Annotated in this window: 12 protein-coding genes and 1 pseudogene; 6 read left to right on the forward strand and 7 right to left on the reverse strand. The window is 69.3% G+C overall.

The window, feature by feature from the left end:
* The coding region (gene argC, locus VFM98_RS04090) for an N-acetyl-gamma-glutamyl-phosphate reductase (RefSeq protein ID WP_325108626.1) at positions 1–671 on the forward strand (671 nt) is incomplete at its 5' end.
* Between the two features lie 22 nt (positions 672–693).
* On the opposite strand, the gene VFM98_RS04095 is transcribed toward argC, so the two are convergent.
* The gene (locus VFM98_RS04095) at positions 694–1,422 is read right to left on the reverse strand and encodes a succinate dehydrogenase iron-sulfur subunit (RefSeq protein WP_325108627.1); all 729 of its coding nucleotides are present in this window, start codon (positions 1,420–1,422) and stop codon (positions 694–696) included.
* A 107-nt stretch (positions 1,423–1,529) separates the two neighbouring features.
* Between VFM98_RS04095 and VFM98_RS04100 the strand changes: the two genes are divergently transcribed.
* Positions 1,530–2,156 carry a hemerythrin domain-containing protein gene (locus VFM98_RS04100; protein ID WP_325108628.1) on the forward strand — a complete coding sequence of 209 codons (627 nt, stop codon included), beginning with the start codon at positions 1,530–1,532 and terminating at the stop codon, positions 2,154–2,156.
* Here the strand turns inward: VFM98_RS04100 and recX are convergent.
* A complete protein-coding gene (gene recX, locus VFM98_RS04105; RefSeq protein WP_325108629.1) occupies positions 2,107–2,562 on the reverse strand; it encodes a recombination regulator RecX in 456 nt (151 codons plus the stop codon). The two genes, VFM98_RS04100 and recX, sit on opposite strands and share 50 nt — an antisense overlap.
* A gap of 9 nt (positions 2,563–2,571) precedes the next feature.
* Positions 2,572–3,630: a recombinase RecA gene (gene recA / locus VFM98_RS04110; protein ID WP_325108630.1), complete on the reverse strand. Its 1,059-nt coding sequence runs from the start codon at positions 3,628–3,630 to the stop codon at positions 2,572–2,574.
* 146 nt (positions 3,631–3,776) lie between these two features.
* On the opposite strand from recA, the gene VFM98_RS04115 reads away from it, so the two are divergent.
* The 3 genes from VFM98_RS04115 to VFM98_RS04125 all read left to right on the forward strand — a co-directional run bounded on the left by VFM98_RS04115 (position 3,777) and on the right by VFM98_RS04125 (position 6,552).
* The gene (locus tag VFM98_RS04115; protein WP_325108631.1) at positions 3,777–4,253 is read left to right on the forward strand and encodes a MarR family winged helix-turn-helix transcriptional regulator; all 477 of its coding nucleotides are present in this window, start codon (positions 3,777–3,779) and stop codon (positions 4,251–4,253) included.
* An 80-nt stretch (positions 4,254–4,333) separates the two neighbouring features.
* Positions 4,334–5,008 (forward strand): response regulator transcription factor, encoded by a 675-nt coding sequence (locus VFM98_RS04120; RefSeq protein ID WP_325108632.1) that lies wholly within the window; start codon positions 4,334–4,336, stop codon positions 5,006–5,008.
* Between the two features lie 68 nt (positions 5,009–5,076).
* The gene (locus VFM98_RS04125) at positions 5,077–6,552 is read left to right on the forward strand and encodes a sensor histidine kinase (RefSeq protein WP_325108633.1); all 1,476 of its coding nucleotides are present in this window, start codon (positions 5,077–5,079) and stop codon (positions 6,550–6,552) included.
* A 3-nt stretch (positions 6,553–6,555) separates the two neighbouring features.
* On the opposite strand, the gene VFM98_RS04130 is transcribed toward VFM98_RS04125, so the two are convergent.
* The 4 genes and pseudogenes from VFM98_RS04130 to VFM98_RS04145 all read right to left on the reverse strand — a co-directional run.
* Entirely contained in the window at positions 6,556–7,215 is a 660-nt protein-coding gene (locus tag VFM98_RS04130) for a glutathione S-transferase family protein (protein ID WP_325108634.1), read from the reverse strand.
* A 21-nt stretch (positions 7,216–7,236) separates the two neighbouring features.
* Positions 7,237–7,893, reverse strand: coding sequence for an SPOR domain-containing protein (locus tag VFM98_RS04135; RefSeq protein WP_325108635.1), 657 nt, complete (start codon positions 7,891–7,893; stop codon positions 7,237–7,239).
* A gap of 9 nt (positions 7,894–7,902) precedes the next feature.
* Positions 7,903–8,667: a biotin--[acetyl-CoA-carboxylase] ligase gene (locus tag VFM98_RS04140; RefSeq protein ID WP_325108636.1), complete on the reverse strand. Its 765-nt coding sequence runs from the start codon at positions 8,665–8,667 to the stop codon at positions 7,903–7,905.
* A 36-nt stretch (positions 8,668–8,703) separates the two neighbouring features.
* Positions 8,704–9,177 (reverse strand): annotated as a pseudogene (locus VFM98_RS04145) (SET domain-containing protein); the annotation flags it as partial.
* Between the two features lie 116 nt (positions 9,178–9,293).
* On the opposite strand from VFM98_RS04145, the gene VFM98_RS04150 reads away from it, so the two are divergent.
* A partial coding sequence (locus tag VFM98_RS04150; protein ID WP_325108638.1) for a DNA topoisomerase occupies positions 9,294–10,172 on the forward strand: 879 nt, incomplete at its 3' end.

Raw genomic sequence — 10,172 nt, forward strand, 5'->3', positions numbered from 1 at the left:
ATGCCTCGACGGCGCACCGCACGGCCGAGGGCTGGGTGTTCGGTTTCCCCGAGCTGGCGGCCGGCCAGCGCGAGGCGATCGTGCGCGCCGAGCGCGTGAGCAACCCGGGCTGCTACGCCACCGGCGCGATCGCCCTGCTGCGCCCGCTGGTCGATGCTGGCGTGCTGCCCACCGACTACCCGGTGGTGCTGCCTTCGGTGAGCGGCTATTCGGGTGGCGGCCGCACGATGATCGAGGCCTACGAGTCGGGGCAGGCGCCGGCGTACGAGCTCTATGCGCTGGGGCTGAAGCACAAGCACCTGCCGGAGATCATGAAGTACACGGGCATGGTGCGCCGCCCGCTCTTCGTTCCTTCGGTGGGCAACTTCCGCCAGGGCATGCTGGTGCAGCTGCCGCTGCACCTGAACACGCTGCCCGGCAAGCCCACGCCGGCGGATCTCGAAAGCGTGCTGAAGCGCCACTACCAGGGCAGCGAATGGGTGACGGTGGAACAGCCCACCGCCGACGGCAAGCTGGAGCCGACAGCGCTGAACGACACCAACAAGATGGAGCTGCGCGTGTACCACAACATGGACTATGCGCATGCGGTGCTGATCGCGCGGCTGGACAACCTGGGCAAGGGCGCCAGCGGGGCGGCGGTGCAGAACCTCAAGTTGATGCTGGGGATCTGAGGGCGCGAGCGCTGGGGTTCGCTCAGATGCTCTTGCGCACCATCATCTCGCGGATCTTGCCGATCGCCTGGGCCGGGTTCAGCCCCTTGGGGCAGACGTTGGTGCAGTTCATGATGGTGCGGCAGCGGTACAGCCGGTACGCATCGTGCAGGTTCTCCAGCCGCTCGCCGGTGGCCTGGTCGCGGCTGTCGGCCAGGAAGCGGTAGCCCCACAGCAGGCCCGCGGGGCCGACGAACTTGTCCGGGTTCCACCAGTAGCTGGGGCAGCTGGCGGAGCAGCACGCGCACAGGATGCACTCGTACAGGCCATTGAGCTCCTCCCGCGCCTCGATGGACTGCAGCCGCTCCTTCTCGGGCAGCGGCTCGTCGTTGATCAGGTAGGGCTTGACCGAGTGGTACTGCTGGAAGAACAGCGTCATGTCCACGATCAGGTCGCGCACCACGGGCAGGCCGGGCAGCGGCTTCAGCACGATCGGGTCCTTCAGCGTGCGCAGGTTGGTCAGGCAGGCGAGGCCGTTCCAGCCGTTGATGTTCATGCCGTCGGAGCCGCAGATGCCCTCGCGGCAGGAGCGCCGGAAGGCGAAGCTCGGGTCCAGCTCCTTGAGCGTGATCAGCGCATCGAGCAGCATCCGCTCGTCGCCCTTGAGCGCGACATCGATCTTCTGCATGTACGGCCTGGCGTCCCGGTCGGGGTCGTAGCGGTACACGATGAAGCGGCGCGTGACCGCGCCGCCGCTGGCGGAGGCTGTCATGGTGGACCCGGTTGCGCGTGGAAAGGCCAGTCTAGTGGCCGGCAGGACGCAGCGGCCGCATTCCGGCACGGCCAGCATGGACTCCGGGCCCTGATAGATTGCTTCCCATGCAAGCCATCCTCGATTCCCTGATGGCCCAGCACCGGGACCTTTCGGTCCTCATCGGGCTGCTGGAACGGCAGCCTTCGCTGGAGCCCGACCCCGCCGCGTCGCACGTGGGCCTGCTGGTCGACGTGCTGGAGTACCTGACGAACTTCCCCGACGTTTCGCACCACCCGCTCGAGGACCGGATGGCCGAACGGCTGGTGGCGCGCAACGCGCTGGACACGCAGCTGTGCGAGGAGCTCGAGGCGCAGCACGCACGGCTGGCGCGCCAGGGCGCGGACCTGCTGCGCGACATGGAAGGCGCCATGCGGCGCGAAACGGTTTCGCTGGAGCTGGTGGCGCTGAACGCGCGGCTCTATGCCGAGCGGCTGCGCCACAACATCGCCTTCGAGGAGCTGGTGCTGTTCCCGGCGGCGGCGAAGCACCTGGACGCAGCCGACTGGCAGGCGATCGCGGCGTCCGTCGGCGCTGCGGCGGCCGATCCGCTCTTCTCGGGCGCGGTGGACCAGCGCTTCGCGCAACTGCACCGCGTGATCGCGGCGGAAGCCAGCTGCGAGTGCGAGCCGGCTTCCAGCCCGTTCATTCGTCGTCCGCCGTATTCAGCACCCGGCGCACCACCTCGCCGCTGAAGCCGCGCGCGGCCAGGAAGCGCGCCTGCTTCGCGCGTTGTGCGGCATCTTCCGGCAACGCCCCGAACTTCCTGCGCCAGACCTCGCGGGCGCGCTCGAACTCGGTGGCGTTGAGGCTCGCGACGGCGACGGCAACGCGCTCCGCGTCGATCCCCTTGGCCTGCAACTCCTGCCGGATGCGCCCGGCGCCGAGGCGGCCGGCGCGGCGGTGCAGGATCGACTCCACCACCCGCTGCTCGTCGAGGAAGCCCTTGGCCTGCAGTTCGTCGAGCGCCCGCCGGAGCTCGCCCGGATCGGGCTCGGGCTCCTTCGCGGCGAGCTTGCGTTCCAGCTCCTGCCGCGAGTATTCGCGCGCGGCCAGCAGCTTCAGGGCGCGGCCCTTGACCGACAACTGGCCGAAGGCCATGGTCCGCCCTTACTTTTCCTCGGCGGCGTCCGCCGGCAGCAGCGGGATGCCCAGGTGGTCGCGGATCTTGTTCTCGATCTCGCGGGCGAGATCGGGGTTCTCGCGCAGGAATTCGCGCGCATTGTCGCGGCCCTGGCCGATCTTCTCGCCCGCATAGGCGTACCAGGCGCCCGACTTCTCCAGCACCTGGGCCTGCACGCCCATGTCGATGATCTCGCCCTCGCGGCTGATGCCCTCGCCGAACAGGATGTCGAATTCCGCCGTCTTGAACGGGGGCGAGACCTTGTTCTTCACCACCTTCACCTTGGTCTCGTTGCCGATCGCCTCCTCGCCCTTCTTGATGGTGCCGGTGCGGCGGATGTCCAGGCGCACGGAGGCGTAGAACTTCAGCGCGTTGCCGCCGGTGGTGGTCTCGGGGCTGCCGAACATCACGCCGATCTTCATGCGGATCTGGTTGATGAAGATCACCATGCAATTGGTCTTCTTGATCGTCGCGGTGAGCTTGCGCAGCGCCTGCGACATCAGGCGGGCCTGCAGGCCGGGCAGCGAATCGCCCATCTCGCCCTCGATTTCGGCCTTGGGCACCAGGGCCGCCACCGAGTCGACGATGATCAGGTCCACCGCGCCGGAGCGCACCAGGGAATCGACGATCTCCAGCGCCTGCTCGCCGGTATCCGGCTGGGAGATCAGCAGGTCGGACACGTTCACGCCCAGCTTCTGCGCATACTGGATGTCGAGCGCGTGCTCGGCGTCGACGAAGGCGCACTGGCCGCCCTGGGCCTGCATCTCGGCCACCACCTGCAGCGTCAGCGTGGTCTTGCCCGAGGATTCCGGGCCGTAGATCTCGATCACGCGGCCGCGCGGCAGGCCGCCGACGCCCAGCGCGATGTCCAGGCCCAGCGAGCCGGTGGAGACGACCTGGATGTCCTCGATCTTCTCGCCTTCGCCCAGGCGCATGATCGTGCCCTTGCCGAACTGCTTCTCGATCTGGGCCAGCGCGGCGGCCAGGGCCTTGGCTTTCTCGTTGTCGGCGGCGGCGACCTTCGAGCCTTTGACTTGGGCGTCCATCTTCGGTTTCTCCTTGCGCATCAATGGGTTCGGTGTGTGTTTTCCAGCTGGATCCAACAACAGGCTGGATGCATGGCCAGTAATGTAACGGGGCCGATCGCACCCGGACAACGGGTTTTTTGGTCAGTTTGCCTTACGATTTGGGCATGAATGCACTGGACGAAGGCTGGCGCCTGACGCATCTGGGGCGCCTGCTCGGCGAGGCCATGCGGCGCTTCGACGAGCGCGTGCTGCACCTGATGGCCCACAACGTCGACGTGCCGCTGGCCCTCTCCAACCTCGCCGCGCGCGCGCAGGTGAGCGCCGCCCACATCCACATCACGCGCCACCTCGAACTGCAGGGTACGCGCCTGACCGACCTGGCCCAGCGCGCCGGAATGAGCAAGCAGGCCATGGGCGACCTGGTGAACCAGTGCGAGGCCTGGGGTCTGGTCACGCGCGAGCCCGATCCGCGCGACGCCCGCGCCCGCATCGTGCAGTTCACGCCCACCGGGCTGGCCTGGCTGCAGGCCTTCAAGGACGCCGTGGCGCAGGCCGAGCGCGAGTTCCGCGCCGAGGTCGGCGCCGACGTGGCCACGGTGGTGGCCATCGGCCTGGAAGCGTATGCGGGCAGCGCCGGCTGATCCACGTCAGTTCCACGCGAGGTCGCGAACCTAGAATTCGCCGGAATCTGGCGCCCCCGCAGGCGCCCCTGGAGACCAGCATGCGGATCCTCATCGCCGAAGACGACCAGGTGCTCGCCGACGGCCTGCTGCGCAGCCTGCGCGCTTCCGGCGCGGCCGTCGACCACGTGGCCAGCGGCTCCGAAGCCGACGCCGCGCTCATGACGAACAACGAGTTCGACCTCCTGATCCTGGACCTGGGGCTGCCGCGCATGCACGGCCTGGAAGTGCTGCGCAAGCTGCGCGCCCGCGGCTCCACGATGCCGGTGCTGATCCTCACGGCGGCCGATGCGATCGAGGAGCGCGTGAAGGGCCTGGACCTGGGCGCCGACGACTACATGGCCAAGCCCTTCGCCCTGTCGGAGCTGGAGGCGCGGGTGCGCGCGCTCACGCGCCGCGGCATGGGCGCCACCAGCAGCACGATCAAGCACGGGCCGCTGGTGTACGACCAGGCGGGCCGGGTGGCCACCATCGACGGCAAGATGGTCGAACTCTCGGCGCGCGAGCTGGGCCTGCTCGAAGTGCTGCTGCAGCGCGCCGGCCGCCTGGTCAGCAAGGACCAGCTGGTGGAGCGCCTGTGCGAGTGGGGCGAGGAGGTGAGCAACAACGCCATCGAGGTTTACATCCACCGCCTGCGCAAGAAGATCGAGAAGGGGCCGATCCGCATTGCGACGGTGCGGGGGCTGGGCTACTGTCTGGAGAAAATTCCGGGTTGAGCGTTGGGCGTTCCACGTTGAGCGTGCGTCCACGCTGAACGCCCGACGCCGGACGCCGAACCTGTCGCATGAAAATCTTCCAGCGTGAGCAGCGCTCGCTGTTCGGCGAGATCCTCGACTGGATGCTCACGCCGCTGCTGCTGCTGTGGCCCGTGAGCCTGGCGCTCACCTGGCTGGTGGCGCAGAGCATCGCCGGCAAGCCCTTCGACCGCGCGCTCGAATACAACGTGCAGGCGCTGGCGCAGCTGATCACGGTGCAGGGCCAGCGCGCCGCCTTCAACCTGCCGCAGCCGGCGCGCGAGATCCTGCGCGCCGACGACGCCGACCAGATCTACTACCAGGTGCTGGGCGCGCACGGCGAGCTGCTCGCCGGCGAGCGCGACTTCCCGCCGCCGCCGGACGACGAGCGCCCCGTTCCCGGCGAGACGCGGCTGCGCGACGACGAGATGCGCAGCCTCGGCGTGCGCGTCGCCTACACCTGGGTGCGCATCGACGTGCCGGGCGCCCAGCCGGCGCTGGTGCAGGTGGCCGAGACGCGCGAGAAGCGCTCCGTGCTCGCCACCGAGATCATCAAGGGCGTGATGCTGCCGCAGCTGGTGGTGCTGCCGCTGGCGGTGCTGCTGGTGTGGCTGGCGCTGGTGCGCGGCATCAAGCCGCTGTCGGAACTGGAGGAGCGCATTCGCGCCCGCAAGCCGGACGACCTGAGCCCGCTGGACGAGAAGGTGGTGCCGCTGGAAGTGGCGCCGCTGGTGTCCTCGGTGAACGACCTGCTGACGCGCCTGAAGAACTCGATCGCGACGCAGAAGCGCTTCCTCGCCGACGCCGCCCACCAGCTCAAGACGCCGCTGGCGGGCCTGCGCATGCAGGCCGACCTGGCGCAGCGCGAACAGTTCCACCCCGAGGAGCTGAAGCAGTCGCTCAAGCAGATCGGCCGCTCCAGCATGCGCGCCACCCACACCGTCAACCAGTTGCTGGCGCTGGCGCGGGCGGAGAACAGCGGCAAGGTGGTGGTGCGCCAGCCCTGCGACCTGGTGGAGATCGTGATGGATGCGGTGCGCGACACGGTGCCGCGGGCGATGGAAAGGCGCCTGGACCTCGGCTACGACGGCCCCGAGCCCGGGTCGCCCGGCGTGCGCATGTACGGCAACGCCACGCTGCTGAAGGAGCTGGTGCGCAACCTGCTGGACAACGCGGTCAACTACACGCCCTCGAGCGAGCAGCAGCCGGGCGTGGTCACCGCCCGCATCCTGGCCGACCCCTTCGGCCAGGTGCTGGTGCTGCAGGTGGAGGACACCGGCCCGGGCATCCCGGAAGCGGAGCGCGAACTGGTGTTCCAGCCCTTCTACCGTGCGCTCGGCACCAACGTCGACGGCTCCGGCCTGGGCCTGCCCATCGTGCAGGAGATCGCCCGCCAGCACCACGCCACCATCGAGCTGGAGGATGCGCACCCGGGCCACAACCCGCCCGGCACGCGGGTCACCGTGCGCTTCGGCGCGCCCGACGAGGAGACGGAGCCGGCCGAGGAGAGCGCGGCGCGGGTGTGAGCCTCAGGCCGGCTTGTACAGGTTCAGCTGCAGCCGCTCGCGCTCGATCGCGCGCGCCGGGCCGGGTTGCTGCGCCACCTTCTGCACGTGCGCCCACAGGGTGGGATAGCCAGCCGGGTCGATCTGCGCCAGTCCGCCCCAGCGCAGCAGCGTGAGCGCATAGACGTCCAGCGGGCCGAAGTGCTCGCCGCCCAGCCACGGCTGGCCGCGTTCTGCCGCCTTCTGCGCCATCGCATCGATCTCGCCGAGGTAGCCCGCATAGGCCTTGCGGTTGAAGGCCTTGAGCTCTTCCTGCGCCTCCGGCGTGCCGGCGAACTTGTTGGGCATGAAGACGTGGGTGAAGGTCGGATGCACCGTGTTGTTCATCCAGGCCAGCGTCTCCAGCACGCGCGTGCGTGCCAGCGTCTCGCGCGGCAGGAACTGCTGCTGCGGGAACTTCGCGTCGATGTACTGGATGAGGGCCAGGATCTGGGTGATGACCTCGCCTCCGTCCACCAGCACCGGCACCTGGCCGCGCGGGTTCAGCGCCCGGAACGGCGGCTCGTTCTGCTCGCCCCGGTGCAGCTTCACCACCACCGGCTCGAAATCGGCGCCGGCGGTTTCCAGCAGGCTGTGCGGCACGAAGGAACAGGCGCCGGAGGCGTAGTAGAGCTTGAGCGACATCGGTGGGTCTCCTGGTGTTGTCTAGCGGCAGGGCCGCAGGGTCTTGGCGCCCAGCGCCAGCTTGAGTTCGTCCAGCCGCGGGCGCAGGTTGTCGTCCACGGCGGGCAGCAGCAGGCGCTGGCCGCGTTGTTCCGGCCGGTCCTGCAGCACGCGGGCGGTGCGCACGCCTTTCGCGGCGAGCGCCTCGATCTGCTGCAGCGCCGCCGCTTCGCTGGGGTGACTGCCCAGGGACAGCCCCAGCTGCAACTGTGGATTGGTCGGGGCCTCGAACGTGATGCCCAGCTGGCGCAGCTCGGCCCGCTTGCGCGCCAGCTGCTCGACATCGCCGTACTTGCCCATGTAGACGACCCAGCGCGGCGGCTCGCTCACGGTCTCGAAGTTCCACGATCCGGCCGGCCAGGCCTGCAGCGCCGTGCGCAGCGGGGCGAGCTGCGGCTCGTCCAGGGCGGCCGTGGCCAGGCATTCGGCCGGGCGTGGCCCCAGCGCCACCTGCTCCTGCAGCTGCCGCAGTTCCTCCGGCGGCAGGATGCGCACCGTCTCGGGCCGGATCTGCTGCTGCAGGCGCTGCGGCTCGGCCTGCTGGGTCGGCCCCACGCCCCAGGGCAGCAGCAGGCCGTGCGACCACGCGTAGTAGCCGCCGTTGGCGAGCAGGAGCAGCAGGACGATCAGGCGCAGCATGGCTTGGCTTCAGGGCGCTGCCGGCCGCACGCTCACCTCCGAGCTGCTGATGGCCTGCAGGCCGGCCGCAGTATGCACCAGCAGGCTGCCCGTGGCGCTCACCCCCTGGGCGAGGCCGGCGCTGCCGTCGCTGAGCGTCACGGCACGCCCGCGCAGCGCGTCGCGGGCCTCGAAGCGGCGCTGGAAGGCCGCGAAGCCGGCCTGCGCGAAGTTCAGCACGTCGGCCACCAGCGGCGCGGCGACCAGCTGCAGCACGTCGGGGGCTTCGGCATAGGGCAGCAACTCGCGCAGCCAGGCCGGCGGAGTGGAGAGTCCCTGGGCCGGGCGGGGCGCGACGTTCAGGCCGATGCCGATCACGGCGTAGCGTTCGGCGCCGCCGCCCTCGCCGAAGCTCGCCGTCTCGATCAGGATGCCGCCCAGCTTGCGGTCCTCGAACCAGAGGTCGTTGGGCCACTTGAGGCGGATCGCCGGATGCAGGCTCTCGGCCACGCTCACGCCCACGGCCAGCGAGAGCCCCGCCCAGTCCGCCGGCGCGAGCGGCAGGCCCAGGGAGAACGTCAGCGAGTCGCCGGCGGCACTTTGCCAGCCGCGCCCGAGCCGGCCACGGCCGGCGGTCTGCTGCTCGGCCACCAGCAAGACCGGCTCGTTGCGGCCGGCGCGGGCGCGCCGCATCAGCTCGGTGTTGCTGGAATCGACTTCGGGCAGGACTTCGACCGTGAAGCCGGGCACCAGCGGCGCCACCGCCTCCCAGATCGCTTCAGCCGGCCAGTTCATGGCTTCCTCGGGCCGCGCAGGCGCGGCTCATTTCCGCCGCTTGGGCGCCAGCAGCGTGCCCCTGCAGTTCTTGCTGCCGCACCAGCAGGGATACTCCGCCTTGAGCTTCTTCGTGTACGGCTCGTCGATGATCAGGCCGTAGTCGTAGTTCAGCTCCTCGCCGGCCTTGATGTTGCGGAGCGTCTTGATGAAGATGCGGCCCTCGACTTCGTCGGCCTCGCAGTTCGGATCGCAGGAGTGGTTGATCCAGCGCGCCGCGTTGCCGCCCACCGCCGCGTCGATCACGCGCTTGTCGTCGACATGGAAATAGAACGTATGGTTCGGGTCTTCCGGGTTCCAGGGGTGGCGCCGCTGAGCCTCCTTCCACGTGATGACCTCGCCCACGTACTCGATCAGGGTCTCGCCTTCGGGGAGGTCCTGCAGGGCGAACACGCCCTTGCCGTGCACGCCCGACTTGCGGACCTGGATGCGGCGGTTGGTCTTGGGGGCGGCGGCGGCTTTGGCGGGCATGAAGAATTTTCTGTTAACTTGGATCCGTACGCGTACGCGCGTGCGCGTACGCGCGCGAGGAAAGCGCGATTGTAAGAACGCAAGGGACGCGGGCCGCAAGGCGCGCGGGAAGGTCCGTGAAAACATTGGTGATTGCCGAAAAGCCCTCGGTGGCCCAGGACATCGTCCGGGCGCTGACGCCGGTGGCCGGCAAGTTCGACAAGCACGACGAGTACTTCGAGAACGACAAGTACATCGTCACCAGCGCCGTGGGCCACCTGGTGGAAATCCACGCGCCGGAGGAATTCGACGTCAAGCGCGGCAAGTGGAGCTTCGCCCACCTGCCGGTGATCCCGCCGTACTTCGACCTGAAGCCGGTGGACAAGACCAAGTCGCGCCTGAACGCGGTGGTCCGGCTGGCCCGGCGCCAGGACGTGACCGAGCTGGTGAACGCCTGCGACGCCGGGCGCGAGGGCGAGCTGATCTTCCGCCTGATCGAGCAGTTCGCCTTTGAGGGCGACAGCCCCGCCAAGGGCAAGAAAGCAGGCGCTCACAAACCGGTGCAACGGTTGTGGCTGCAGTCCATGACGCCGCAGGCGATCCGCGAAGGCTTCGAGAGGCTGCGCACCGACCGGCAGATGGAAGGCCTGGCGCACGCCGCGCGCTCGCGCTCGGAGGCCGACTGGCTGGTGGGCATCAACGGCACCCGGGCCATGACCGCCTTCAACTCGCGCGACGGCGGCTTCTTCCTCACCACCGTGGGCCGGGTGCAGACGCCCCCCCTGGCGATCGTGGTGGAACGCGAGGAGCAGATCCGCAAGTTCGTCAGCCGCGACTACTGGGAGATCCACGCCAGCTTCGCCGCCCAGGCGGGCGAATACCCGGGCAAGTGGTTCGACCCGAAGTTCAGGAAGGACCCGGAGGACCCCGAAAAGCGCGCCGACCGCGTCTGGAGCCACAAGGAGGCGCTGGCGATCGCCGATGCCGTGCGCGGCAAGGCCGCCACCGTGACCGAG

This window comes from Ramlibacter sp. (assembly GCF_035706265.1).
Taxonomy (GTDB): Bacteria; Pseudomonadota; Gammaproteobacteria; order Burkholderiales; family Burkholderiaceae_C; genus Ramlibacter.

Bases quoted from the DNA above. Each gene is read 5' to 3' on its own strand.
- VFM98_RS04130 (WP_325108634.1), bottom strand. From the start codon at position 7,215: ATGTCGCTCAAGCTCTACTACGCCTCCGGCGCCTGTTCCTTCGTGCCG.
- VFM98_RS04115 (WP_325108631.1), top strand. From the start codon at position 3,777: ATGAATGCACTGGACGAAGGCTGGCGCCTGACGCATCTGGGGCGCCTG.
- VFM98_RS04120 (WP_325108632.1), top strand. From the start codon at position 4,334: ATGCGGATCCTCATCGCCGAAGACGACCAGGTGCTCGCCGACGGCCTG.
- recA (WP_325108630.1), bottom strand. From the start codon at position 3,630: ATGGACGCCCAAGTCAAAGGCTCGAAGGTCGCCGCCGCCGACAACGAG.
- recX (WP_325108629.1), bottom strand. From the start codon at position 2,562: ATGGCCTTCGGCCAGTTGTCGGTCAAGGGCCGCGCCCTGAAGCTGCTG.
- VFM98_RS04125 (WP_325108633.1), top strand. From the start codon at position 5,077: ATGAAAATCTTCCAGCGTGAGCAGCGCTCGCTGTTCGGCGAGATCCTC.
- VFM98_RS04135 (WP_325108635.1), bottom strand. From the start codon at position 7,893: ATGCTGCGCCTGATCGTCCTGCTGCTCCTGCTCGCCAACGGCGGCTAC.
- VFM98_RS04140 (WP_325108636.1), bottom strand. From the start codon at position 8,667: ATGAACTGGCCGGCTGAAGCGATCTGGGAGGCGGTGGCGCCGCTGGTG.
- VFM98_RS04100 (WP_325108628.1), top strand. From the start codon at position 1,530: ATGCAAGCCATCCTCGATTCCCTGATGGCCCAGCACCGGGACCTTTCG.
- VFM98_RS04095 (WP_325108627.1), bottom strand. From the start codon at position 1,422: ATGACAGCCTCCGCCAGCGGCGGCGCGGTCACGCGCCGCTTCATCGTG.